Origin of the sequence: Flavobacterium hydrophilum (assembly GCF_003202405.1) — a bacterium.
GTDB lineage: Bacteria > Bacteroidota > Bacteroidia > Flavobacteriales > Flavobacteriaceae > Flavobacterium > Flavobacterium hydrophilum.
In genome coordinates this window covers 753,228-778,732 of sequence record NZ_QJHL01000001.1, presented here as the reverse complement: position 1 = coordinate 778,732, position 25,505 = coordinate 753,228, and the positions used below count along the sequence as shown (strand labels likewise).

Annotated in this window: 21 protein-coding genes; 11 read left to right on the top strand and 10 right to left on the bottom strand. The window is 34.5% G+C overall.

Translation table 11 applies throughout. From position 1 onward, the window contains the following. Positions 1-506 precede the first annotated feature (506 nt). Together DMB68_RS03245 and DMB68_RS03240 are read left to right on the top strand one after the other, a co-directional pair. Positions 507-1,514: a DUF1852 domain-containing protein gene (locus tag DMB68_RS03245; protein WP_110345224.1), complete on the top strand. Its 1,008-nt coding sequence runs from the start codon at positions 507-509 to the stop codon at positions 1,512-1,514. 24 nt (positions 1,515-1,538) lie between these two features. Next, positions 1,539-2,567, top strand: a complete 1,029-nt coding sequence (locus DMB68_RS03240) for a methionine synthase (protein ID WP_110345223.1) — start codon at positions 1,539-1,541, stop codon at positions 2,565-2,567. 244 nt (positions 2,568-2,811) lie between these two features. On the opposite strand, the gene DMB68_RS03235 is transcribed toward DMB68_RS03240, so the two are convergent. Next, positions 2,812-3,804, bottom strand: a complete 993-nt coding sequence (locus DMB68_RS03235; RefSeq protein ID WP_110345222.1) for a bile acid:sodium symporter family protein — start codon at positions 3,802-3,804, stop codon at positions 2,812-2,814. 188 nt (positions 3,805-3,992) lie between these two features. Between DMB68_RS03235 and DMB68_RS03230 the strand changes: the two genes are divergently transcribed. Beyond that, a complete protein-coding gene (locus DMB68_RS03230) occupies positions 3,993-4,454 on the top strand; it encodes an Lrp/AsnC family transcriptional regulator (protein WP_110345221.1) in 462 nt (153 codons plus the stop codon). 315 nt (positions 4,455-4,769) lie between these two features. On the opposite strand, the gene DMB68_RS23295 is transcribed toward DMB68_RS03230, so the two are convergent. Then, positions 4,770-4,946 (bottom strand): C2 domain-containing protein, encoded by a 177-nt coding sequence (locus tag DMB68_RS23295; RefSeq protein ID WP_165830085.1) that lies wholly within the window; start codon positions 4,944-4,946, stop codon positions 4,770-4,772. 667 nt (positions 4,947-5,613) lie between these two features. On the opposite strand from DMB68_RS23295, the gene DMB68_RS03225 reads away from it, so the two are divergent. The 6 genes from DMB68_RS03225 (at position 5,614) to DMB68_RS03200 (ending at position 12,143) form a co-directional block, all read left to right on the top strand. Then, positions 5,614-6,303, top strand: coding sequence for a helix-turn-helix transcriptional regulator (locus DMB68_RS03225; RefSeq protein WP_110345220.1), 690 nt, complete (start codon positions 5,614-5,616; stop codon positions 6,301-6,303). An 81-nt stretch (positions 6,304-6,384) separates the two neighbouring features. Next, entirely contained in the window at positions 6,385-7,350 is a 966-nt protein-coding gene (locus tag DMB68_RS03220; RefSeq protein WP_110345219.1) for an alpha/beta fold hydrolase, read from the top strand. A gap of 320 nt (positions 7,351-7,670) precedes the next feature. Then, the gene (locus DMB68_RS03215; RefSeq protein ID WP_110345218.1) at positions 7,671-8,789 is read left to right on the top strand and encodes a helix-turn-helix domain-containing protein; all 1,119 of its coding nucleotides are present in this window, start codon (positions 7,671-7,673) and stop codon (positions 8,787-8,789) included. Positions 8,790-8,850: 61 nt separating this feature from the next. Beyond that, positions 8,851-9,615, top strand: coding sequence for a hypothetical protein (locus DMB68_RS03210; protein ID WP_110345217.1), 765 nt, complete (start codon positions 8,851-8,853; stop codon positions 9,613-9,615). 153 nt (positions 9,616-9,768) lie between these two features. Next, complete coding sequence (locus tag DMB68_RS03205; protein ID WP_110345216.1) at positions 9,769-11,580, top strand: T9SS type A sorting domain-containing protein; 1,812 nt, start codon at positions 9,769-9,771, stop codon at positions 11,578-11,580. 77 nt (positions 11,581-11,657) lie between these two features. Then, the gene (locus tag DMB68_RS03200; protein ID WP_110345215.1) at positions 11,658-12,143 is read left to right on the top strand and encodes a porin family protein; all 486 of its coding nucleotides are present in this window, start codon (positions 11,658-11,660) and stop codon (positions 12,141-12,143) included. 129 nt (positions 12,144-12,272) lie between these two features. On the opposite strand, the gene DMB68_RS03195 is transcribed toward DMB68_RS03200, so the two are convergent. The 3 genes from DMB68_RS03195 to DMB68_RS03185 all read right to left on the bottom strand — a co-directional run bounded on the left by DMB68_RS03195 (position 12,273) and on the right by DMB68_RS03185 (position 17,821). After that, entirely contained in the window at positions 12,273-14,621 is a 2,349-nt protein-coding gene (locus DMB68_RS03195) for a glycoside hydrolase family 31 protein (RefSeq protein WP_110345214.1), read from the bottom strand. 86 nt (positions 14,622-14,707) lie between these two features. Further along, positions 14,708-17,296 carry a helix-turn-helix domain-containing protein gene (locus DMB68_RS03190; RefSeq protein ID WP_110346330.1) on the bottom strand — a complete coding sequence of 863 codons (2,589 nt, stop codon included), beginning with the start codon at positions 17,294-17,296 and terminating at the stop codon, positions 14,708-14,710. A gap of 192 nt (positions 17,297-17,488) precedes the next feature. Then, positions 17,489-17,821 carry a winged helix-turn-helix transcriptional regulator gene (locus DMB68_RS03185; RefSeq protein ID WP_110345213.1) on the bottom strand — a complete coding sequence of 111 codons (333 nt, stop codon included), beginning with the start codon at positions 17,819-17,821 and terminating at the stop codon, positions 17,489-17,491. 118 nt (positions 17,822-17,939) lie between these two features. Between DMB68_RS03185 and DMB68_RS03180 the strand changes: the two genes are divergently transcribed. Both DMB68_RS03180 and DMB68_RS03175 read left to right on the top strand, forming a co-directional pair. Beyond that, the gene (locus tag DMB68_RS03180) at positions 17,940-18,836 is read left to right on the top strand and encodes an SDR family oxidoreductase (RefSeq protein ID WP_110345212.1); all 897 of its coding nucleotides are present in this window, start codon (positions 17,940-17,942) and stop codon (positions 18,834-18,836) included. A 146-nt stretch (positions 18,837-18,982) separates the two neighbouring features. Further along, positions 18,983-19,300 carry a carbonic anhydrase gene (locus tag DMB68_RS03175; protein ID WP_110345211.1) on the top strand — a complete coding sequence of 106 codons (318 nt, stop codon included), beginning with the start codon at positions 18,983-18,985 and terminating at the stop codon, positions 19,298-19,300. A 392-nt stretch (positions 19,301-19,692) separates the two neighbouring features. On the opposite strand, the gene DMB68_RS03170 is transcribed toward DMB68_RS03175, so the two are convergent. The 5 genes from DMB68_RS03170 to DMB68_RS03150 form a co-directional block, all read right to left on the bottom strand. Continuing rightward, positions 19,693-20,676, bottom strand: a complete 984-nt coding sequence (locus DMB68_RS03170; protein WP_231131568.1) for a M20/M25/M40 family metallo-hydrolase — start codon at positions 20,674-20,676, stop codon at positions 19,693-19,695. Between the two features lie 9 nt (positions 20,677-20,685). Beyond that, positions 20,686-21,018 (bottom strand): L-rhamnose mutarotase, encoded by a 333-nt coding sequence (locus DMB68_RS03165; protein WP_110345210.1) that lies wholly within the window; start codon positions 21,016-21,018, stop codon positions 20,686-20,688. Between the two features lie 5 nt (positions 21,019-21,023). Then, positions 21,024-22,079: a sialidase family protein gene (locus tag DMB68_RS03160; RefSeq protein ID WP_231131567.1), complete on the bottom strand. Its 1,056-nt coding sequence runs from the start codon at positions 22,077-22,079 to the stop codon at positions 21,024-21,026. A gap of 7 nt (positions 22,080-22,086) precedes the next feature. Further along, positions 22,087-23,775, bottom strand: a complete 1,689-nt coding sequence (locus tag DMB68_RS03155) for a PNGase F N-terminal domain-containing protein (RefSeq protein WP_110345209.1) — start codon at positions 23,773-23,775, stop codon at positions 22,087-22,089. Between the two features lie 133 nt (positions 23,776-23,908). Then, positions 23,909-25,498 (bottom strand): SusD/RagB family nutrient-binding outer membrane lipoprotein, encoded by a 1,590-nt coding sequence (locus tag DMB68_RS03150; protein WP_110345208.1) that lies wholly within the window; start codon positions 25,496-25,498, stop codon positions 23,909-23,911. Positions 25,499-25,505: the final 7 nt, after the last annotated feature.

Below are 25,505 nucleotides of genomic sequence, written 5' to 3'. Positions count from 1 at the left end.
TATTATTCACAAGATTTAAGTAACTAAATTTGAAATGCAAATTTTTAAAGGACTTTAAATTAAAGGACTCAAGCTACTAGCTTCGAATCTTTTTTACAAAAGCAAGAGCTTCAGACTTCCCTGAAGCTCTTGCTTTTATTTTTCTTTTTCAATTATTTTTTTTTGAGAAACGTACTCTTTATTATTACTTATTTGTTTGTTTTTTGAACAGAGTCTATAACTCAATTTATTTCTCTACTGAATTTTCATCTTTTTGAAGTACTCAAAGCAACCTCAAATCAATCCTATCTAAGTTCTGTAAAGATAAATTATCTGTTTTTTATACCACAATATCTCCAAAAAGTTTAATTAACTTTAAAATAACATATAAATAGCAAAATTACCTTATTTAATCCAAAGTTTTGATTTATAAATCTTTTATTTTAAAATTTGCAACACAAAATAACTACACACAATTAAACAAAAGCGATCATATTAAAAAGATTCAACAATAAAAGGAAAGAAATATGGAAACCACCCAGAATACCATCAATTATGATTTTGTGTTCACGTTAAATAGCACTTGTTTAGATGAAAACTACTATCCCTCAATTGAAACGCGTCTAACAACCAATTTTGCAAACCTGGCTAGAGGAGCTAATCGCCAGCAAAACTTACGTAATGCCTTAAATATGATTAACAATCGATTTAATACATTGGCTCATTTGGATAATCCAAAAGCAGATCGTTATCTTGTAGAACTTGAAATCATCACAGTAACGATGAGTATTGATGACAAGAATGGTATTAACAATCTGCCGTTGATTGAAGTTTTAAAAACGAATATTTTTGACCGCAAAACCAGCCAGCGTATAGAAGGTATTGCTGGGAATAATTTTTCTTCTTACGTACGCGATTACGATTTCAGTATTTTATTGATCGAGTACAATAAAAATAAATCTGATTTTTGCATTCCTGAAAATTTTGGTGATTTGCACGGAAAACTTTATAAGTGCTTTGTGAGTTCAGCTACTTATAAAGAACACTTTAAGATGTCACCAATCATTTGTCTAAGTGTATCGAGCAACAAAACTTATACTCGCACTGAGTATCAGCACCCGGTTCTGGGTTTTGAATATCTGCAGGATCAGTATTCCATCACTGATGAATATTTCTCTAAAATGGGCTTGAAAGTTCGTTTTTTCATGCCTCCGAACAGTGTGGCACCGATGGCTTTTTATCATTCCGGAGATCTACTTGCTGATTATACTGATCTTGGGCTAATCAGCTCAATCAGCACGATGGAGACTTTCCAGAAGATTTATCGTCCTGAAATTTACAATGCAAATTCAGTGGCTGGAAAAATCTATCAACCTAGTCTTAAACACGAAGATTATTCAATGACTCGCGTTGTTTATGACCGCGAAGAGCGCAGCCGACTGTCTGTTGAACAGGGTAAATATGCAGAAGAGCATTTCATTAATCCTTACAAAAGTGTCTTAGAACAATGGTCAGCCAATTTTGATCTTAATTAATATAACACATTAAAATTATTTTATATGAAGAAATTATTACCAACTTCAATCGTTGGAAGTTTACCCAAACCTGCCTGGCTTGCACCACCCGAAAAACTTTGGTCACCCTGGAAATTAGAAGGAGATCATTTAGTCGAAGGAAAACAAGATGCTTTGCGCATTTCTTTGCATGAGCAGCAATTGGCAGGTGTGGATATAATTAGTGATGGTGAGCAGACACGCCAGCATTTCGTAACCACTTTTATAGAGCATTTAAGCGGTGTAGATTTTGAAAATCGTAAAATCGTAAAAATCCGTAACCGTTATGATGCAAGTGTTCCCGTTGTTGTAGATCAGGTTGCACGTCAAAAATCAGTTTTTGTTGATGATGCTAAATTTTTACGTAAACTGACTGATAAACCAATAAAATGGGCTTTACCGGGACCAATGACAATGGTAGATACGTTGTACGATAACCATTATAAAAGCCGTGAAAAATTGGCGTGGGAATTTGCGAAAGCATTGAATGAAGAAGCAAGAGAACTGCAAGATGCAGGGGTAGATATTATCCAGTTTGATGAACCTGCATTTAATGTGTTCTTTGATGAAGTTAACGATTGGGGAATGGCAGTATTAGAAAAAGCCATTGAAGGTTTAAAGTGCCAAACTGCTGTACATATATGCTACGGTTATGGAATACAAGCCAATAATGACTGGAAAAAGACATTGGGCTCAGAGTGGCGTCAATACGAAGAAATTTTCCCGAAAATTCAAAAATCTAATATTGATATTGTGTCTTTAGAATGCCACAACTCACATGTACCTTTTAATTTAATTGAACTTGTTCGCGGCAAAAAAGTAATGGTTGGGGCAATTGATGTGGCAACCAAGACTATCGAAACACCCGAAGAAGTAGCGAACACCTTACGTAGAACACTTGAGTTTGTAGATATCGAAAATCTTTACCCTAGTACAAACTGTGGCATGGCTCCTTTGGCCCGAAACGTTGCAAGAGGTAAGTTAAGTGCTTTAAGCGCAGGAGCAGAAATTATACGTAAAGAATTTGAGATTTAGTTCCAATATAGTAATTGGTAAATAGTATACTTATTTGACCGTTTGTAGAGTTTAAGCAACTCTACAAACGGTCAAATAATTTAGAGACTATTGCTCCTTCAACACATTCAGACAATAAACTTCATCAAGTGTCAACAAATCTCTATTCTGTGATCACAAGACAGATAAAAGTGCCAAAATGTTAAGCCTCCACATTGGGATTCTTTACCGAAAAGGATAAAGAGGCACTGGCCATAAATAAAAATTATACTTCTTTTCGTCGAGCCATACGCTGAGCTATGATACTGGCGGCAATCAATTGCAAGGCATGGTAAAGCATGAGTGGCAGCAATATGATACCAGTGATGGTGCTGTGCTGAAAGAGCACTTTCGACATGACGGTGCCGTGTACCAATGACTTTTTAGATCCGCAAAATAAGACTGTAATACGATCTTCATCTGAAAAGCCAAACAAGCGGCTGAGTAGTCCGACACAAAAGAATACAGCAAAAAACAAGACCATCATCCCGGTGGCGAGTCCGACAAGTTCAAGGACAGTGAAGCCTTCAAAAAGATGTTCGGAGAATGACTTACAAAATGACGTGTAAATGATGGTAAGGATAATTGCCTGATCGAAATATTTGAGTTGTTTCTTATATTTTTCAGCAATGGCGCCAAAACGGGAGTTGAGACTGATGCCGATGATGACAGGCAGCAAGACTTGAAGAATCAACTTTATGAAAATATCAGTAACATCAAAATCGCCTGTTGCAGAAGCGATGAACAGCCCAACCCAAAGCGGCGTTACCACTACTCCGATCAAACTGGAAATACTCGCATTGAAAATGGCTGCGGAAATATTGCCCTTGGCGATGGAAACCATGACCACGGAAGAGGAAACTGTGGAAGGTAAAGCTGCCAAAAAAAACACCCCTAACCAAAGCAGTTCAAAGCCGGCGTTAACGAACAAGGGGCGAAATGCCAAAACGATGAGCGGAAAAAACAAAAAGGTTGTCAATTGCACGACAATGTGCATTTTCCAGTTGGCAAGCCCGGCTTTTAGTTTCTCAACACTCAGCCGTACGCCATAAAACAAGAAAATCAACGACACGCCTGCATTGGCAATCTCTTCCAGCGAAACAGGTTCTTTGACCATCCCTGGCTTCGGCAAAAAATAAGCCAGCAGAATCATGGTGGCTATCATTAACAGGAAACCGTCGAAACCTGCTTTGCTTAATACTTTTAATAACTTTTTCAATGTGCTCTTACTATATTACTTAATTACTGAAATTTTATTCAGCTTAATTTTCTATGCAAAGTTACCTTATATAACCAAAAAAGCTGGCCGATGTTCTCACTTAAGAGAATTCAACTGTTTCACAACATAAAACAAGTGTTATTTACTTTTAAAAATGTATTTTTGAAACTTAAAAAGATTTTTTTGCTATGGAAGAACTCGATACTACCGATCTGCTTTTGCTAAAGATACTGGGAAACAATTCCAGCTATACCATAAAGGAACTGGCTGCACAGGTAAACCTGTCTCCTACTCCTGTTTTACAGCGTGTAAAAAGACTTGAAAATAATGGATACATCAAAAAGTATATTGCACTAATTGACCATGAAAAGTTCGGACATGGTTTTATCGTTTTCTGCAACATAAAACTCAAACAGCATGACCGCAATATCGGAAACAGTTTTGTTGAGGACATCATGAAAATTGACGAAGTAGTTGAGTGTTATAACATTTCCGGAGATTATGATTTTATCCTAAAAGTATTCGCAAAGGACATGAAAAATTATCAGAATTTCGTCTTTAATAAATTAGGATCCGTCAAAAGTATCGGCAGTACACAGAGCACTTTTGTAATGTCAGAAATAAAAAATCTGCATAATATAAATCTATAATGTACTGCCTCGATAAAAAGCCCCGTATATCAGCATAAACAGGGTTTCGAACCATCAAAATTAAAAAAAACAAAGGTGGACAACTTTTACTTTTATAATTGATATTCTCTTTTTAAAATAATTAAATAAATTTACTTCTGTTGTACTTGATTTTCTTTCTTTAACTTCAATATCATTATTTCATACATATCCTTCTAATAAGCAAATTATTTTTAACATTAAACCTCTACGATACAATCAAACCGCCTTATAACAAACACCAATAATAATCTTACAAATTCACTTGAAAACAAGTCAAATTCTTTAAATCTTGTATTAAATGGTTGTAAATTGTCCGGCTTTCTGATCCCATCTGTACACATTCCATTTTCTCTTAGTAGAGGTTTCTTCTGGAACACCATTGACAGTAATTCTGATATAAATATATCTTTCACTTGTGCTTTTTTTGGAGCTCTTCAAAAAGAAGATAATTCCAAAACTGCTTTCTAACATAATTCAACAATTTAATAAGTTAATAAAGCTCGAATTATAATATCTCTAAATCAAGTCGTTAACTATCCTTACATATTGATTTAACAACAAGTTAAATAGTTTTTTGGTGGCAGCTGTTTTTGAAAGGGTAAAATGACACAAATAATCCACAAAAATTAGGTCACTTTTGAGCGTTTTTCAAAATATGAAAGAGAATAAAAAAACCGCATCTCAGTAACGATAAGGGTTTCAACATTTTGACCGATTTTAAAAATCTCTCTTAGTGATCCAAGAAAGAGCGAATACAAACCTTTTACTGGAAGAATTAAAGCTTTAGCTGACTCTTTTGAAAAAGTATTAATGTATTATAAAGAATGTTATGATTATCAATTACATCAGGTAAGAATATTTTGATCAATACGATTATTTTACTAACCCCTGACATAGGGTTGTCAGTTGTAAGGTATAAGTTTGATACATTAATTAATATTTTAAAAGATATAAATGACAAACGTAATTAACTGGTGTAAATCAAAACAAAAGATTTCTCAAGAACAATGAATTTCTATTCAGAAGTATTGAATGTAAAGCTGAAAAAAAGACCTACTTAATATTCCTCCTCGGCAAGTTACAGAACTTTAGCCACAATTCCACGAACCACCTTGCAACCATAAACCGTTAGATAAAAATGAACGACAATGACACTAAGCGACTTTCACGACTTATTGCAATAGTAACGCAATTGCAAACAAAACGTCTTTTGACAGCAACAACACTTGCAGAAAAATTCAATGTAAGTATCAGAACCATTTATCGGGACATAAGAGCTTTGGAACAAGCAGGAGTTCCAATCGTTACAGAGGAGGGAAAAGGCTATTCCCTGATGGAAGGTTACAGAGTGCCACCTATAATGTTTACTGAAGCACAGGCAAATGCGTTAATTACTGCAGAACAATTGGTTCTTCAAAACAAAGACACATCATTCATTAAAGATTACACCGAAGCCATTGAAAAAGTAAAAGCGGTCTTAAAATACAGCATACAAGACAAAGCGAACTTACTTTCAGAAAGAGTACGTTTTGACCAAAATAACAATCGGGAAAGAAACAGTAATAGTTTATCTGACTTACAATTTGCTTTGAGCAATTACCGCCTTGTAAAAATGGAATACACCAACGAACAAAACAAAACTACAAGCCGAAACATTGAACCATTTGCATTGTTAAACACAGAAAATTGGTTGTTGGTTGCCTATTGTCGGTTGAGAAGTGAATTTCGTTTTTTTCGTTTGGACAGAATAAATAAATTAGAAATACTTACCGACCAATTTGAACCGCACGAAATGACACTGGAAGAATATTTTAACCACTATTACTAATTTATTTTTCACCCCTGACATAAGGCTGTCACTTACCGGTTTTAAGTTTGCATCATTAAGTAATCTTTATAAAGAATAAAAATGACAAACGTAATTAAGACAAAATTAAATCCAATTGCATTTCAAAAGGCTACCCTGATTTCAGTTAATAATGTAGTGCTGGAAGTATTTGAAGCAGGTCAGCAAAATTCAGGAAAACCTATCATTCTCTGCCACGGTTTTCCGGAGCACGCATTTTCCTGGCGTTATCAGATACAGGCTCTTGCTGATGCTGGCTATCATGTTATTGTACCGAATCAACGTGGCTATGGTAACTCATCTCGTCCGAACGAAGTAACAAATTATGACATTCAACACCTGACTGGTGACCTTATTGCACTACTCGACCATTTTGGTTACAAGGACGCTACCTTTGTTGGCCACGACTGGGGCGCAAATGTCATTTGGAATCTGGCACTATTACATCCTGAACGGGTTAATAAAATAATAAACCTGGCTTTGCCTTATCAGGAGCGTGGAGAAAAGCCATGGATTGAGTTTATGGAAGCCATATTTGGAGGAGATTTCTATTTTGTTCACTTCAATCGACAATCAGGAGTAGCAGATGCTATAATGAACGAAAACACATCTCGTTTCTTACGTAACATATTCCGCAAAAACTTACCTCCTACACCGCCTGAGCCAGGAATGCTAATGATTAATCTTGCAAGAGCAGAAAAACCACTTGGGGATCCTTTAATGGACGACAACGAACTGTCTGTCTTCATTTCTGCCTTCGAATCATCAGGGTTTACAGGAAGTATAAACTGGTACAGAAACCTTGACAGAAACTGGCACTTAATGGCGGATGTAACTCCAATCATTCATCAGCCGACTCTTATGATATATGGTGAACAGGATACGATTCCAAAGTCTGAAAACTTAAAAAATATCGTTCCTGATTTGGATATTATTAGTCTGGATTGTGGTCATTGGATTCAGCAAGAAAAGCCGGAGGAAACAACCCAATCCATTTTAAAGTGGCTGGAACAAAAGAATTCTTTATAAGATAAATATGCGAAATAAAAAACCACTATTTATAATGATTTTTTAGCAATTCAATACTTCTAATTTTGTAAAAATTAATAACCTTTTATGAAAAAAACACTAAGCATTAAATCATTGAGTTTATTAGTGACACTAATGACTACTTTAGCAAGTGGACAAACCTTTACAGTCTACAACTTAAAGCATACGGTATCTTCAGGATCGAATGTAAGTATAATCTGAATACAAGTTTCTATATTTGCAGGAAAACGAAATAAGAAAAGTAAAATGAATTACCCCGAAGCAAAGCCGAAAGGTAATTCATTAAACACTAAAATAATATGAACAACATATTAGCTATAATAATACCGGGTGCTTGTTTGATGTTGTTATTTATCTTATTGGTCAATATTCATAAAGTGAATGTCAAGGCTAATAAATGGTTAGCTCTGTTTGTTCTTTGTTTATTTATACAAAATAGCAACAGTGTTTTATTTCAATTGAAGAATAATGCTCTGTATAAGATTATTGAAATCTCTAATTTCTTTATTTCTCCTCTATTTTATTTAAGTGTTTCTTCCTTTATAAATCCAACAAAAAAATGGAAACCAAAGTATTTTTTACATTTTGGTTTAGCATTTCTTTTTATAGTTTTTACTCTTTTTGTCTCATTTCTAAAACTACCAACCAATAGTAACCCAAACGTTTTGGGATTAATTTCTCTAATTTTCAATTGCATTATTGGAATTCAAGTGATTGGCTATTGTTATTTGTGTTATAAAAAAATTAAAAGACACCAACAAAGCATCCGTTTATTTTCATCTGCAATAGAAAACGTTGATTTAAAATGGCTAAAAAACATCACACTCGTTGTAATCTTACTAGCATTATATTGGGCAAGCGGTATTATATTTCAAGTTCAAAACGAAAATGTCTATTACTATGCTTTTCTTGAAATCATAAACATTTTTCTTGTCTTTTATATTACCTATTATTCTTTGAAACAAAAGGAAATTTACCCTTATTCCAAAAAAGACAAAAAAGAATTAAAAGAAATTATTTCCGAATCTTTGATTCCAAATGAAAATAGTAAAAAAATCATCGAGGATGAAAAATTGGAATCTATCAAGGTAGAATTATTACTATTGATGCAAGTGGAAAAACCTTTCCTGGATTGCGAATTGAGTTTAATAAAGCTCGCTACAAAATTAAATATCTCATCTCATCAACTTTCTTATACAATCAACACTGGTTTTAATGAAAATTTTTATCAGTTCGTGAACCGGTATCGCATTGAAGAAGCCAAAATAGTCTTGATGAACCCGCAGATGAATCATCTAAGTTTAGTAGGAATCGCATTTGAAGTTGGTTTTAATTCAAAGACCGTTTTCAATACTACATTCAAAAAAATGATAGGAAAAACACCTTCTGAATTTAGAAAAAGGGGTTCCGATTTATAATTTAGAACATTCAAACCTTTATTGTTACTGATTTTTGCTGAATATATTAAAATATTTACCAATGGAAACAGCAGAAAAAAAAATCAACTTAAAAACAGTAGCAATGATATCAAAAAACAATATAGCTTCATTTTTATTATCTCTTCTTACAGTAATTTCTCTTACAGGATGCAGTGACGACTCAACGGATAATGAAAATCAAAATTCAACAGGTGATTATTGGCCTACAAGCGTGGATAATAACTGGGTTTATACTCAAGATACCGACGAAATTTCTATTAAAATAATAGGAACTGAGGATGTTAATGGATCTAAATATTACGGATTTAATCAATTAGATATATTTGGAAATGCAACTGGAGATGCAGTTCATAATGGTCAGCCTTTCTCAATTAAGAAAAATAAAGGCGATTATTATATTAAAGTAGGCGAAAAGAATACTAACGTAGGAGGTGTTACTACTAAAATTACCGAATATGAATTTCTTTTTTTCAAAGACTATTTAGACGTTAATCAAACCTGGACCGGAACTTATAATTATATAAAAAGTAATAAGGCCTCCTTTTTACCTATTCAACTCACAGAGGGAACATATACAGGTGAGATTTTAGAAAAAGGAATTTCTTTAACTGTAAACGGAACCGTTTTTAAGGATGTTATAAAATTCAGGTTTACACAAAGTATTGATGACGTAACTCTTAATGTTTGGCCAGCATGGGATTATTCAAGTGATTATTGGATTGCAAAAAATGTGGGCATCATAAAATTTTCAAGCAACGCATATAGCGGAAAAATTAGTGAACATAAATCACATATAGTAAAATAAAACGATTAAAAGCGGTCAATTTATCAAACCCATATAGTAACAATAAAAGGAACTTTTTGCAACGATTTTAATTTACTTTTTCTATTGCTTCCCCACCAAATAGAGAAACCAGTAACCAGATAGTTAATTACCTATTGTTTTAAACAAACTTAAATGAAAAATAAAATGTATAAATTGCTATTATTAACTGGAATTCTCTTTGGATTTCATTATGCCAATGCTCAGGAATTAACTCTTACTAATCAGCTCAGCATTCCATTCAATAATAATTATATAATTGCCAGGGACGGATTTAAATCTGGTATCGCCTTTGACTCAGAAGGGAACAAAATTGTAGTGGGCAGTTTTTCGGGCAAAAATGTAGCCTTTGATGCTTCAAACGTGTTGAGTACAGGCGTTGAAGCCAATGGCTTTATTGCAAAGTATAATAACAAAAATGAAATAATATGGATAAAAAGTATTGGTGGTAGCAAACATGTAGACACACATTCGTATATCGATGAAGTGACAGATGTATTGGTTGACAGTGAAAATAACATCTACATATTAGCGAATGTAGATTTGTTTGTAAGCGATGTGATAGACCTGGATCCGGAACACCCAGCCACCAATTCAATTATTAAAAATGAAAAATTCGATCCCTGGGATCACGCATGGAGATTTAACAACGATATTATACTAGCCAAATATTCTCCTGAAGGGGCATTACTTTTTTATAAAGAAATAAATGGAGAAGGACTTCTTAACTCGGGATGTAGGCTCGGTTTTGATCAAAACAGCAATATTCTTGTAACAGGAAGCTTAGGTGACTTTAATATTACTCTTGATTTTGACAAAACCAAAACGTATCCAAACAATGATGATCTCATTATTTCTAATGACTGTACTACTTCTTTTATTGCCAGATTTAGTCACGATGGAGAATTTATTGATGTTAAAGGTATTGGGGGTGGAGTAGTCAGAGAACAGAATGTGCATTCAGCAACTTCAGGGAACTTTTACATTACCGGAAATTATCATTCTGGTTTTGGACTTGAATTGTTTATAAATGATGCTATTCCATACAAAACCCCAAAAAGTATGACTATACAGGATTGTTCTGGCGAGAAAGAAGACATTTTTATTGCAAAATACAATAGCTCGAGCAAAGTGCAGTGGGCAAAGACTATTAATAGTATGTTGTATGACAGAGCTACTGAAATACTGACCGATAAAAACGAAAATGTATATGTTACCGGATGTTTTAGGGGAAATGGTGTCGATTTCGATTTGGACAATACCCTTGCCTATGATACAAAGACATCTGCCTCCGGAGGAACTGCTTTCATTGCCAAATATGAACCTGTTAACGGAAAGTTGGTGTGGCTGAAAACCATAGAAGGAGGAAATGGTTCCGAAGCGCTTACTATGTTTATTAAAGGAGATAAGATTGTTATTGGCGGGCAGTTTCAGGGAAACATATCATTGGGTAACTTATCCTTAAATTCAAATGAAACAAATCCTTTCATTGCTGTTATTGACACAGATGGAAACTGGGAAACGGCAAAAAAAGTTGATCAGCAAAAATCTTCTGCTATTTCAAAAGTAAAAATAGCTCCAGATGGCACAATTCATTTTTTAGGTTACGTGATTGGAGGCACGAACTATAGTGGCTTGCGTAATTTAGATGTAAAAGCTCTTTTCATGGGCGAGGCACTATTTGACGGATTTTTAGGTACCGTAACTCCGGTAACTGAAAGTGCTGAAGAAATAGAGATTTTCCCTAATCCAACAAGCGATATTCTTTACATAAATAGTTTTCTGAATATTGAACAGTTGTATTTATTTGATATAACTGGTAAGTTGGTTTTATCTCAGTCTGAAATTAAGCAAATGAATATTAAAAACTTAACAAAGGGAATATATATTGTAAAAGTTAGGACAGACTCAGGAAAAGTATATACAAAACAAATTCTTAAAGAATAAAAAACAGCAACAATATAATTTATAAAAACACTGATTTTCACATGAATTATTTATATAAAAAAAACTAATAACCATTTATGAAAAAAATAATTTTATCTGCCATTATGCTAGTCGGATTGGTTTCTATGGCCCAATCACAAGAAATTGCTAAAAATGCTCTGGGAATACGTATCGGAGACAATAACGGGTTTGGAGGAGAAACTTCTTATCAAAGAGGATTATCAAATAACAATAGATTAGAATTCGATTTAGGATGGAGAGACATCAGAGATTATGATGCTATTAAAGGTTTAGCTCTCTACCAATGGGTTTGGAATCTTGATGGAGGCTTTAATTGGTATGTGGGCGCCGGAGCCGGTATTGCAAGTTGGGATTATGACGGTAAAGAAGATGATGATAGCGGGACTTCTGTTTTTGCAGCAGGAAATATTGGTATAGAGTACGGTTTTAAGGAAGTTCCACTCTTATTGTCATTTGATGCAAGGCCTGAAATTGGATCAGGAAACTATGATGATGACAATTTTGGATTTGATGTAGGCATAGGTGTTAAATTCAAGTTCTAAATAAATCAACATATTAAAAAAATTCTGTCGCATAAAACGACAGAATTTTTTAATTTTTAAAGCTCTTAGTAAATGGCATTTATTTCAAATAGATTAAAAAATATAGTTCTCTAACTGAGTGGATGATTTCTAAAGTTTCAATACTATTTTTTTTCCTTTATAAGAAATATTCTTACCCGGCTGGCCTGAACTATCACCTACTGCCGTATTTGGACCGGCAACCATAATTTTGAAAACCCGGGATTTTAACATTCCTGGAAAACTACCTTCCCTGTTTTCTATAGTAAGCATTTTTGTTTTATCAGTCCATTTGAATTTGATAATGGAATATATGTTTTTCTCATAATTGTAATTATCGTTTTCATCTTCATATAATGTAAATTCACCATCGGCACCAGGATAAATACGTATTTCAAGGTTGTCCCATTTTTTTTCAGTGGCATATTGAACGTTAGGTCCAAAAGGAAGAATTGTACCTGCTTTTATGTAAAGTGGAATTTCATCAACAGCCGACTCTGTTACAATTGTCTGTCCTCCTTTGATATAGGCATTAGTCCAGAAATCGTACCAGTCAATTCCATTAGGCAGGTATACAGACCATTCTTTTGCTTTATATTTTGTTACCGGAGCCACTAGAATTGAACGTCCGAATAAATACTCATTTCCGATGTTGTGTGTATTTTTATCAGATACAAAATCCATTATGAGCGGACGCATAAATGTTCCGTTATTGCTGCTGACATCCCACGATGTACTGTAAATATAGGGCAGCAAACTGTATCGCAGCTTAATTGATTTTTCCTGTGCATCAAAACACCATGTCCCTCTTTCACCGAAATTCCAAATTTCACGAGGAAGATCAGTCCCATGAGAACGCATCATTGGACAAAAAGCACCAAACTGCATCCAACGAACATACAACTCCTGAAATTCCGGGTTTTTATTTCCACCGTCTTTTTTCCATCCTCCGGCAAAGAATCCACCAATATCGCTATTCCAGTTCGGAATCCCCATCAAAGTATAATTCAGTGCTGCAGGAATCTGTTTCTCCAGCATTTCCCAGGACGAAACTACGTCCCCGCTCCATGTATTTGAACCATAAAGCTGTTGTCCTATAAATCCGGAACGCGTTAGAATTACAGCTCTCTTGCTGTCGTTGGATTTACGCTGATTGACCGCAATTCCTTTATTATGCATAAGACTGTATGCGTTTTTCACACTACGATAACTGCCCAGGTGGGTTGGAAGGTCATAATCGGAATCTTTTCGATTGATGTGGTCCGGTTCTGTTGAATCCAGCCACCAGCCATCGTTCCCAATATAGCTGAATATTCCTTTGTTAAGATAACGCCAGTAAATATTCAATGCTTCAGGATTGTATACATCATAAGGTCTTGCACCACTTTTTGGAGGCCAGGTATCAAAATTGATAATCATTTTTTTACTGTCAAATTCCTTACGCTGTTCTGTTTTAGGGCCAAATCCGGGCCAGGTGACAATTAATAATTTTGCATTTAGCTTGTGAATTTCGTCTACCCATTTCTTCGGATTTGGAAATCTCTGCCTGTCAAAACTTTGCGAATTCCATAAGCTGTCGCTCTTGTTGAATTCAGGCCAGTATCTCCAGTCCTGGATAACCACATCTATAGGAACTTTGAGATTGCGGTATTTTTTTAAAACTTCCAGGCTTTCATCTTCTGTGTGATAACGTTCCTTACTTTGAAAAAAACCATAAGCCCATAAAGGAAGCATTGGTGCTTTACCCGTAAGATCACGAACTTGCGCTATAACACCGTCAGCGTTTTTACCATACATGAAATAGTAATCGACACAATGGCCCAGCCCTTCGAAAGAAAGTTCCTGCGCATTATCGTTGAACTTAGAAATAGAATAATTATCCCAGAAAACAGCGTATCCTTTCACGGACATAAAATAAGGTGAATAAGTCGACATGTTTTCATTCTGCATATGATGTGACGAATTGCGGCGACTGAATTTATTATCCATGATCTGCCCTACACCATAGATGGCTTCATCGCTGTCAAGCAAAAAACCTTCCCTTACAGTGTACGAAGGCGTTCCTGCATCGTCTGTAGCTGAAAACTGCGTGCCGAAATCCTTATCTTTAAGAAGTAGTTTTCCATTAGAGTCATATAAACTTATACCGCCTGTTTCAGGGTTAACTTCAACTTGTATGGAACTGCTCTCTAATACGGTTTTATTTCCCTTTTGTGTGGATTTAACCGATATCATTTCGGGCGATTTAACTACAGAAAGACTTTTTTTATTGTAGGGAAAGCCTTGTGGAGTTTTGAACACACGTACAATATTGTTCGAATAGAATTCGATCTGAATATCCATATTCTGTGTGGCAAATTTTACTCCCTGTCTTGTTCCCTCCACAGATTGAGCATTTAAATTTACTGCTATGAAGACTGCAAGAGTCAGCATACAACTGGTTATTTTAGAAAATTTCATGGTTGTTTATATTTTGGTTTCCAGAACACCAAAAGTATCCCAGAACTGCCGAATTTAAACAGCAATCATGTTGAAATAAATAACAATCATGTTGATTTCCTGATCATTTGAGCATATTCAGAAGGTCGGCAGCCGTACATTTCCTGGAAGCATTTACTAAGATAGCTGGAGCTGCTGAAACCCACTCTTTCTGCTATTTCTGAAATACTAAGTTCGCCTTCCAAAATTAATACTGCCGCTTTCTGTAGTCGAATATTCCGAATAAACAAAGATGGCGGCTTGTCCAGCAATGCTATCAATTTACGATAAAGTCCCGTACGGTCCATACAAAGATCACGGCTTAGATTTTCAACAGAATAGTCTGGTACATTCAGATTTTTTTCGACCAGTTCTAAAGCTTTCGCTAAAAACATTTCATCAGCTCTGTTTTCATTCCTGCTTTCACCCGATTCTATAGTTTGTAAGTTTGTCTGAGCAAGATAATTCTCCTTTTCTGTCTCCAGATATTTGCATTGCTCTATTAGGTTCCGTATGCGGACTAACAAGATATCCTCTCTGTGATTTTGTTCTAATTTTTTACGGCTATAATAGAGATAGAAATAAATTCCTGCACCAATTAATCCTGTAAAAAGCAGTATAAATAGCACATATGCCGTAGTAGTTTTCCACCAGGGCGGTTTAATATCAATCCTTAACTCAGAAACCAAACCATTCCATTTTCGGTCATTGCCGGATGACATCACCTGAAATGTATAGTTGCCGTGAGGAAGATTAGTGTATGAAGTTTTAAGAACACCGTTATTTCTATTTTCATTTTGTCCTCCCGTTGACGTTTCCCGCCATTCATTGTCTATACCTTTGAGTTGATACCTGTAATAAGTTTGTGCCGGGTTTTGATAATTTAACGCTGAAAACTCTAAGGTCAGGAAATTCTGACCATATGAAAGTTCTATTTCTTTTGTGTATGGCGCAGCTACAGGCATGATAATTCGGCCATCGTATCGGGCACCTGGTTCGATTTTTTCTCCTTTTAAGAATAAATTTGTAAAAACCGGTTTAAAAGGTAGTTTTTCCGATGATACAGGATTTGTTTTTAATATATTAAAACCGTCAATGCCTCCAAAATATAATGTTCCGCCCACAGCCTCGAATGCGGCTCCATTAGAATACTCTCCCGATAATGTTCCTTCATCTGGACCGAAAGTGGTGAAACTAATTTTACTGTTTGCAGGATCTATTTGCAGTTTTGTTATTCCATAACTTGTTGTTATCCAAACATTATGATGCCTATCTTGTAATATGGCATGTACAAAATTATTGGACAACCCGTCTTTTGTATAAAAAATCCTTTCTTTCTTCTTTTTTGGGTCAAAAAGTTTTAATCCGTCCTGCGTTCCTATCCATTCCCAGCCGCGTATATCCTTAAGAAATGCAGTCTCGTTATTGATCCCGGTAAAAGTACTTGCTTTATGGAGCTTTTTTACTATTTCTACTGGTACTGACGACGGTTGTATGATAGTTAAAGTGTTATCATTTTGACGCAACGGAGAATAACGATAAATAACACCTCCTGCTTTTATATAAATATTTCCGTTTTTGTCTTCTGCAAATGACTGCACTGTAACATCTCCGTTTTCCGCTGACTGGAAACTGGATCGTCCGATATTTTTAAACTTGTATCGGGAAGGATGATAATAGAGAAGTCCCTGATTTAAAGTACCCAGCCACAGCCCACCCTGTTTATCATAAAAAAGCGTGCTTACCTCTGTCTTCAAAATACTTCCATCTACTTTTTTAAGTGTTGGAAAATATTGTTTTTGTCCGCTGTGACAGTTAATTATCCAGATTCCGTTGGTACAGCTGATATAGGCAATATCATCTTTAGTAACTGCGAGCGTATTTAGAGTATAGGAAGTCTCAAGGACTTTTTTCCAGACTTTTTTCTGAATATCAAAATAGAAAAAACCGCCTTTAGATCCGTTTCGCAATTGATAAAAGCCGTTTTTCCCTTTTACCACCATCGAAGTGTAATTGAAAAAATCATGCTGTGAGTCAGGATAAGCGGCACTACTGTACCGTTTTCTTCCTGTTTTTAAATCATAACAAACTACTTCGCCAGTGCTAAAAAACAGATATAAGATGTTATTTTGAGTATCGAGATCCTGCAGTTGACCATGATTCGCTTTTATATCTATAAAATCAGAAGAATTATATTTCCATAATCTTCCGGAAGACAGAAACCATAGCCGTTTGTCTGAATCCAGAAAAAGATCTTCAACAGATTTTCTGAATCCTTTTTTATTAAAATAAATATCAAGGTCAGGTAAATATTTTTCTGTACGAAGATCAACGCACATTAATTTGTGGGAATCCTTAATCCATAGAAGAGAATCTTTTCCCTGATAAATACGATAGAAGCCATTATAGCCTTTAAGAGGATAAATGTGACGTGCAGTATGATGGATATACTTAAAGTGTTGTCCATCATAAAGGTTTATATTACCGCTGGTTTTAAAAACCATCCTTCCATCAGAAAGTTGTAGAATAAAACGTATTTGATTGTCACTTAGTCCATCTGAAACATTAATTGGAGAAAACACCAAATCACTGGTTTGGCCGGAAGCAGTGCAAAAAAAAATGAAGAAGACTATTATAACCTTAACTATATGATTCATTCTACTCATTTATTTTGTTTTTGTCTATATTTAGACCTGCTTTTGCAAATAATGACGCCTACTCAAAGTAATATTTTATGAACTAAAGTATAAAAAAAAAGTGTTTCGTATATATTCATCATCATTAATCATCTAAAATCGACAATGGCGCCAGATCAACTCTTTTTTTTTTAAGAGCTTTAAAAAGTGAAACTAAACTAAATTTTCAAGTCCAAAAGCTGCTATCTGATCTATGATTGGTAAAGTTTTCACCCCAAGTTCTGTCAGTTTATATTCGACTCTGGGCGGAATTTCCGGATATGCTTTTTTACTGACCAATTTGCGCTCCACCAAAGAATTCAATTCCTGTATCAGCATTTTTTCACTAATACCCACTACCGCTCTTTTAAGTTCCCCATATCGGATAGTTCTCGTATTAATCTGATACAAAATCATCATGGTCCATTTACCGCTCAAAATGTCCAATGATTTTTTTACAGGACAGTTTGTATCGCAGGCATTAATTATTTTTAGATTTTTTTCCATTGATTTTCAATATTTCTAACCATTTAGTAAGTACCTAACTAAAATGTAAGTACTTGTTCAAAAGTAAGTTATTAATTAATTTTACCAAAAAATTAAAGCAATTAAAAAAAAAAATAAAATGAAAGTATTAGTATTTGGAGCCACAGGTTCGCAACAATTTCATGTGATTAACGAAGCAAAAAATAAGGGAGCAGTTGTTTACGCCGCAACCAGTTCAGAAAAAAAATTAGAAAAATTAGAAAAAGCGGGGGCAATCCCGGTAATAGGCGATATGTCTGATGCTGAAAAAATGAAAGAAATCACTAAAGGAATGGATGCTATCGCTTTGCTGATTCCAGTTTCTTTACCTAATCCGGCAGATGGATTTCAATTTGCCAAAAATGTAATAGATGCAGCTAAGACAAATGATGTTAAAATGATCGTTTGGAATACCAGTGGCTTTTTAGCATCACAAAAAACTGGTATTCCTATGGAAGATGTAAAGATCGATACAAAGGAATATCTTAAAAATTGCGGAGTACCTTATGTAATTATTGAACCATCCATTTATGCCGAAAATTTGCTGGCTCCTTATACAACCGATTATTTGAAAAGTGAAAGAAAAGTAGCTTACCCAACTCCTGAAGATATGCCTATTGGATTTATCACATCAAGAGATGTCAGTGCCTTTGTGGCAGAAGCTTTATACAAACCCGAACTTTCAGGACGATCCTTTATGGTCAGCGGTCTGGAGGACCTCAAAGGAAATGACCTTGCTGAAAAGTTCTCTATTGGTTTGGGAGAAAAAATTGATTTCTACGCAATGCCTCCACAAGAATTTGGAGATAAATTAAGTATTCTTGTTGGAGAAGAAAGTGCCAGAGGTGTGCAAGGGTATTATGAAATGCTTGCAAGCCTTCCGGTATACCCAACAAAATTCAATCCTAATTTGCAGGAGGTATTAGAAGAATTGCCGATAAAAATGACTCCAATGGAAGAATGGGTTAAAATCCATAAAGATATTTTTATTAATTAATTTTAAAAAACAGCAAGAATAGCAGGCTATTTTTGCTGTTTTTTAAATATACTTAGATGCTAAGAAGACTTTATTTATTACATATCGGAATCTTAAATACAGTAAGACAGATATATTAATAACACCAGAGTCAATCGTAGTATTTATTGAAATCCATTTATACAGCCTTACTCCAGCATTGCGGAGCTATAAAAGGCGCCATTGATAATGTAAAACTTGGAAATATTACCGCCATGCTTTCAAAAATCGAACCTGCTGTCAAAATGAGTCAGGGTTTCACAGGGAAGAAAACCTCTAAAAATGAAGAATTTGTAAAACATGTTTCTGAAAACAACGTCCTGTATACTATGGATCAAATTCGTAAAAAGAGCCCTATTCTGAAAGAAATGGAAGAGAAAGGAGAGATAAAAATTGTGGGGGTGTTTTATAATTTAACCGACGGAACACTTGAGTTTTTAAAATAAGAAACTTTAAAATTATTTCAAGGTATCTTTTAATCTAAATAAGCATACTTAAATTAAAAAAGGCTGGAAAGTTTGACTTCCCTGCCTTTTGTGCACCATTAAGTATATATACAGTTACTTCTGATTTTTGCCAGGTATTCATCCGTTTTTTTAATAAAATCATCTTTAAAAACCGTATATCTGTAAAACATTAGATTCCAGCATCTAATTAATTTACAATCCAATAAAACCAATTTTGGTAACCTTAGCAGAAGTGAATTCCAGCCTTTTATTGTAAAATTTGAAACTTTTAGCCGATTCTTTTAAAAATATAATGTGATTAAAAAGCAGCAAAATATAAAGGCTTATTTTGGCAAGGGCTTAAAAAAAGCCAGAAGTATTATTATTATTCCCTAATCCTGATTAATAAAATACAATTGTTGCGGATCATTTGCAATTGCCACTAAAGCATTGTAAATATATTGAGCTACCAAAGCACCTCCCTGAATATTTATCAAATCAATATCATCTTCTGGTGTATGATATTGCGGGTGGCCTCCTGTATGAAATCCCACAGCAGATATACCAGCTTTATAAAATGACACATGATCCGATCCTCCCACTTCTCCGGCGTGAATAACAGGATTAAGGGTGCTTATTTCATCTAATTTCTTCATCAGTTCTACTCCATTTGGAAAAGTTCCTGCGCCTCCCATATAAATTTGCTTCTCTTCATTTAGCCTTCCCACCATATCCATATTCAACATTACTCTTACAGCGTCTTTTTGAACCGGTAAATGTGAGACAAAATATTTAGAGCCTAACAATCCTTCCTCTTCTCCGCTAAAAGAAATAAAAATGATACTTCTTTTGGGTTTGACTTTAGCATTTGATAATTCCTGCAATATGCACAGCAAGGCCGAAACTCCTGAAGCATTGTCATCTGCTCCGTTATGAATGGCGAAAGCTTCTTTCTTTTTACTGCCTGAGTTTTGCCCTCCCCATCCCCAATGATCATAATGAGCTCCTATTACTATATATTCATTTTTAAGTTTTTCATCAGAACCTACAAGGTATCCTACAACATTTTGAGTCGAAACACTATCTGATTTCATTTTGTTTATTCCTTCTTTCACAAAAAGTGTAAAAGGCTGATAAAAGTTGTTATCAAATTTTTTTAAACCGTATTTCTTATAATACTTTTTGATATAAGCAGCCGCTTCATTATTGCCTTTGGTTCCCGGAAAACGACCTTCCAACTTATCTGAAGAAAGATATTTATCATGTTTGTAAAATATTTTGGCATTGATACCGTTCTGGGCATTTATAGTGCTATTAAAAAATAATACACTAATGAAAAAGAGTTGATATTTTAAATTTGTTAAAAATAGCATCATTTATATTAATTACTTAAGTTCAAAAATTTTATCCATTAAAAGCCATTTTTCTCCGGTTTTTGCCTGAGGAAGTACTTTTTGAAATTGCCACATCAAAGTTTCCCATTCCTGAACTTTGGGATTTTCTGCATCCCGTTTTGTTTTTTCTTCGAAAGAGAAATCAGAATTGGCTTCAATAATCATAAACAAACGGTCGGCAACATTATAAATTTCAAGATTGATAATTCCTGAATCTAAAATGCTATGCTGTATTTCCGGCCAGACATTTTTATGAAATTCTATATATTCGGCAATTAAATCCGAATCATTTTTTAAGTCTAAGGCTAGGCAAAATTTTTGCATCTTATTTATTTTAAATCAAAAGTGGTGTGTTTAATAAATTTACGATTATAAGTATATAAAACATGTACTTTTTTATCTGAGGTCCGGATAATGGCCGGGTAACTGAATTCACCTTCTTTTTGATTTTCTAAATCAAATAATTTGAGCCATGACAGTCCATCATTAGAATATTCTACATCAAGAATATTTCTTCCGTTAAACCAGTCTTTTCCCATCTTTAAAGGATTATTAACTAACAGAAATGATTTATCCGAAAGAGTCACTGCATCTACTCCCGAATTCGAATTAACAACGCTTATACTGTCTGTTTTCTGCCAGGTTTTACCATTATCTTCCGACCTGCTTGAAATTAATTTATTATGTCTGCTTCGTGATAAAATCTGAATCTCTTTAGCCGAATGAACTAAAAAAGTGGGCTGGATGATGTCGAAATTTTTCCTGTCATTAATATCCGTTATTGTCCAGCTGTCTGTTGCTTCGGTATACGTTTCTATGAATACTCTCCATTTATTATCATCGATACTTTCGGTGCTGCTTCCGCACAAAATAACTCCGGGGGTAGTTTCAATTGGTTTATTTCGAATTGGCCCTAATATTCCTTTTGGAAGATATTTTGCCTCACTCCAGGTGTTTCCGTTATCTTTAGAAACTATCATAGCACCAAACCATTCTCTCGGGTTTTTGCCGACTTTATAAAACAAATATAAATTTTGAGCCTTACTTTTAAATAAAACCGGATTCCAACAAGGCAGGGCATCTCCATCTTTAATTAATGGCTCAATAATTTTTTTAGGCGCTGACCATTTTTTTTCTTTATAGGAAGAAATATAAATACTCACATCTTTTGCACCTTCATGTTTTCCGCCAAACCAAGCAGCCAAAAGAACGTTATGCTCTATTTCAACCAATGTTGAGGCATGGCTCACTGTAGTTACAGGATTTTCGGCAATGTAATTTTGAGTGATATTAACAGCTTCCGGATTAGTTTGTAATGAACTGCAGGAAAGAACAGTTAGAACTAATAGCAGGATTAAAGATTTAAATTTTAAAATCATTTTCATTTCACAATTAATCTTTTAATTCACCCACCAAAACTCCTGAAACATTCCAATGGTTTGTACTCGGACCTTCATTTGGGCCTTGCTCTATAAGCACTTCTATAACATGATTACCCTTTGGCAGCTTCAGCGGAATAATATAAGGAGGAGTTAATGTTCCCGGACACCAATTTGACCGACTTAAATCACTGGATGACAAACCATCAGGAAAGTTCCCTGAAGCAGGATTAGATAATCGGTATGTTGCACAATCAGTTCGCCAGGGAATAATTTTAAAAACCTCCTGACCATCAACAAATACTTTATTCATTCTTGGGACAAACTCATCTCCATTTTCCCAGCCACCATGACCGGTTGTGGTATACAAAAGCTGTAAATTTTGTATATCTTCCTTAATTTCGAAATTTACTTTTAAAGTATCATTCGCAAAAAGACCTCCGTAATTTTGACCTGACATTTCCATTGTATTTACTGTTGAAAATAAGGGTACTACATATTTTTTCTTATTTGGTTTGCCTTCGTTAATGTTCATTAATGGATAAGCATCAAGTTCGAGACTTATGGTATGGCCTCCAGCATCATAATTACCAATAAAAACACCAATCCAGATTTCATCTTCATCGGTAGGAATAAGAGAAGTGACGTCTTCTTTATAAACAACTTCTTTTGCCCAGTTATAATTATTTATTTTTCGTTTCTCATTAAAATAACTAACCCCAAATGGTGTAAAAAACCGTAGTATTTCAATAGGAGGTAAATAACTTTTCTCTTTTATAATTCCCTGATATTTATTTTTTTGTTTATCTGTATAAATTGGTAATCTTTCTAATCCATGTAAATAAGCATCTAATAATGTAGTCGTGTTTCCGTTACTTTTTGTGGGAATAATAAATACTGAACCAGTCCTGTCATACGCATCTCCATTAGACTTACAGGTTAATTTTGCAAAAATGGCACTACTATTTCTTAGTTCTGGAGTAATTTTTATCTTTTTCAAAACTACACTCCCTTTAGAAAAATGATAAACCTTGTCTGCAATAAGGTCTTTTTCATTTGGAATTACTGACTTTGGATCGTAGTTTATATTTTCATTTTCAAAAATATGTAATTTGGTGTATCTGGAATTAATCAGAATTTCTTCAAATTCTGACTTATTAACTGCTACTGTCTTGTCATCATAATTAATAAATGGCTCATAATTTTTAACTTTAGTTATCGAATTGGCTGTCAAAGTCTGATTTCCATTATAAACCATTTGCAGTACAAGCGCATTTTTATTCGGCAAATAATTACTATTAGGTGTTCCTTTTACGGCAGCTTTTTCAGTATACCAGATATCAATTCTGTTTGAAAAATAAGAAAAAGAAACATGCTGACAATTATATCCCAGTACGACACGGGCGTCGTTTTCTTTTTTAGGAACAGGTAAGCTGTCGAAAGGTGTTATTTTTTTGAAAACAGTATTTCCAATCTTAATGGTACTAACATTATAATTGCTTTTTAAATCGATGTATTGTTGTATTTTATCAGTGGGTTTAGATAAAAAAACCATTTGATTGTATACATATATTGTGGTATTTCCGTCTGTTTTTTTTCCGTTTTCAAATTTATCATACGTAATCTTATATACCTCTGATTTGGTTTGAGCAACGAGTCCTAAAGAGAAAAATAACAATATGGTATTGAAAAAATTTATCATGTATTTACCAATAATTTATTATCTGATTTTTAAAAAATTAAAGTAGAAAAAGATTTAAAAAACAGAGGCAAGAATTACATCTTACCTCTGTTTAAACTTATAGGTGCTTAATCGCACGTAATTATTCAAAATTTTATTTTATATCCCAGAATATTTTGGTGCTTAAATTATCATTTGCTTTAACAGCATTATAATTATCCGGATTATAAACACTCTCTGAGGTTGGATAGGTCCAACGTGTTGGCGGTGTTTTTCTAATACTGCTTGTTTCATCCTCACGGAATGTAAGAGCAGGAAGTTTTAATCTTCTTTGTTCAGCCCAGGATTCATCTGCCTGCATGATGTTGTAATGAATGTACTTTTGAAAAGCAATTAATTCCAATTGAGCTGCTGGTGTTGCAGCTCCGGCAAAGTTTATAGCAGTAATATAAGCGTCAATTTCAGCCGTTGTTGGTTCTGTAGTTGGTTTCCAGGTCAAAACATCTGCTTTATCACCTAATCTTACATAATACTCTACAGATTGTCTGATTGCTTTTTCGAAATGTGTTCTAGCTGTTCCGGCATTTCCATTTCTTGAATAGTATTCCGCAAGAATAAGGTTTACTTCAGGAGCATTTATTAATGTCCCCGGCAACCATTTATTTCTACTGAGAACCGAACGATTGTAAACAGCAATCTTACCATCAGTTATTAATTGTGTCTGAGCCCCGGATGCCAACGTTGGATCCAGTCCTTCATAAGTAGGAGCCACTACCACTACGTTGTTTACTACACGTGATCCCTTTTCAAACAGCCAGGGTTTACGAGGATCGTTATTCGCATTCATGTGATCAATCATTGCTTTTGGAGCAAGATTATTTAAATCATCTTCTAAAGCATTAATAAAACCTGAAGTATCTAAATCAGTATCCTGAGTATAAACCCTAAAAGCAATATTTTCAGAATTTTCATCAACAATTTGCCCTTCAGCAATGATTGCTGCCATTTCAGTATTTGCTCTTGTTGTAAAAGCAGGAACGGCAGAAACTCTATTCAAGATTTTTAAGCGCAAGGAATTACAATAGTTTTTCCAGCTTACCAGGTCTCCTTTGTTGATCAAATCCTGATTTTTGAATTCTGTTGCCACACCAGCAGACAAAGTAATCGAATTCAATTCAGTAGAAAAAGCTTTCAATTGATCCAACATAAGGGTATATAGTTCTGTTTGGTTATCATACTTTGCTAATGCAGCACCATAATTACCTCCTGTTAAACTAATTTTACCTGCCTGAGAAAAAGGAATATCTCCATAGTTATCAATCATTTTTTGAGTATGATCGTATAAATAAATAGTTGAAGTAATGGTATAAATTCTATTTTCAGTCTGCATAGCAGCAGGCAAAGAAGCCATCATTTTTTCCAACTCTCTATATTGAGCCATAAACTTATAAAATCTATCCCATCTGTTAACTGGTGCAGCTCCTGAAACATAGCGACCGGATGAGTTTATAAATCCATGTGCCTGCGTATAGCTAAGAGATGTAGATTTTAGAACGGTATAGTAATTCCAATAAGAAGGAATTACATCCTCAAAGTTAATTTTCATGAATCCGGCAAACTGTTTAGGCACAGTAGTTATTTCAACCGTAGACGGATTTGGATACGCATCTGCAAAATCATCTTTTGAACAAGAGCTAAAAAAGACAGTTGCAGTTGTTAGCGATATATATAATAATTTTCTCATGTTATAT

Excerpts from the sequence above, each read along its gene's own strand:
- DMB68_RS03160 (WP_231131567.1), bottom strand. The coding sequence starts at position 22,079 with ATGAAAATGATTTTAAAATTTAAATCTTTAATCCTGCTATTAGTTCTA.
- DMB68_RS03225 (WP_110345220.1), top strand. The coding sequence starts at position 5,614 with ATGAACGACAATGACACTAAGCGACTTTCACGACTTATTGCAATAGTA.
- DMB68_RS03245 (WP_110345224.1), top strand. The coding sequence starts at position 507 with ATGGAAACCACCCAGAATACCATCAATTATGATTTTGTGTTCACGTTA.
- DMB68_RS03195 (WP_110345214.1), bottom strand. The coding sequence starts at position 14,621 with ATGAAATTTTCTAAAATAACCAGTTGTATGCTGACTCTTGCAGTCTTC.
- DMB68_RS03180 (WP_110345212.1), top strand. The coding sequence starts at position 17,940 with ATGAAAGTATTAGTATTTGGAGCCACAGGTTCGCAACAATTTCATGTG.
- DMB68_RS03185 (WP_110345213.1), bottom strand. The coding sequence starts at position 17,821 with ATGGAAAAAAATCTAAAAATAATTAATGCCTGCGATACAAACTGTCCT.
- DMB68_RS03230 (WP_110345221.1), top strand. The coding sequence starts at position 3,993 with ATGGAAGAACTCGATACTACCGATCTGCTTTTGCTAAAGATACTGGGA.
- DMB68_RS03220 (WP_110345219.1), top strand. The coding sequence starts at position 6,385 with ATGACAAACGTAATTAAGACAAAATTAAATCCAATTGCATTTCAAAAG.
- DMB68_RS03150 (WP_110345208.1), bottom strand. The coding sequence starts at position 25,498 with ATGAGAAAATTATTATATATATCGCTAACAACTGCAACTGTCTTTTTT.
- DMB68_RS23295 (WP_165830085.1), bottom strand. The coding sequence starts at position 4,946 with ATGTTAGAAAGCAGTTTTGGAATTATCTTCTTTTTGAAGAGCTCCAAA.
- DMB68_RS03155 (WP_110345209.1), bottom strand. The coding sequence starts at position 23,775 with ATGATAAATTTTTTCAATACCATATTGTTATTTTTCTCTTTAGGACTC.
- DMB68_RS03165 (WP_110345210.1), bottom strand. The coding sequence starts at position 21,018 with ATGCAAAAATTTTGCCTAGCCTTAGACTTAAAAAATGATTCGGATTTA.
- DMB68_RS03210 (WP_110345217.1), top strand. The coding sequence starts at position 8,851 with ATGGAAACAGCAGAAAAAAAAATCAACTTAAAAACAGTAGCAATGATA.
- DMB68_RS03240 (WP_110345223.1), top strand. The coding sequence starts at position 1,539 with ATGAAGAAATTATTACCAACTTCAATCGTTGGAAGTTTACCCAAACCT.
- DMB68_RS03170 (WP_231131568.1), bottom strand. The coding sequence starts at position 20,676 with ATGATGCTATTTTTAACAAATTTAAAATATCAACTCTTTTTCATTAGT.
- DMB68_RS03215 (WP_110345218.1), top strand. The coding sequence starts at position 7,671 with ATGAACAACATATTAGCTATAATAATACCGGGTGCTTGTTTGATGTTG.
- DMB68_RS03200 (WP_110345215.1), top strand. The coding sequence starts at position 11,658 with ATGAAAAAAATAATTTTATCTGCCATTATGCTAGTCGGATTGGTTTCT.
- DMB68_RS03205 (WP_110345216.1), top strand. The coding sequence starts at position 9,769 with ATGAAAAATAAAATGTATAAATTGCTATTATTAACTGGAATTCTCTTT.
- DMB68_RS03190 (WP_110346330.1), bottom strand. The coding sequence starts at position 17,296 with ATGAATCATATAGTTAAGGTTATAATAGTCTTCTTCATTTTTTTTTGC.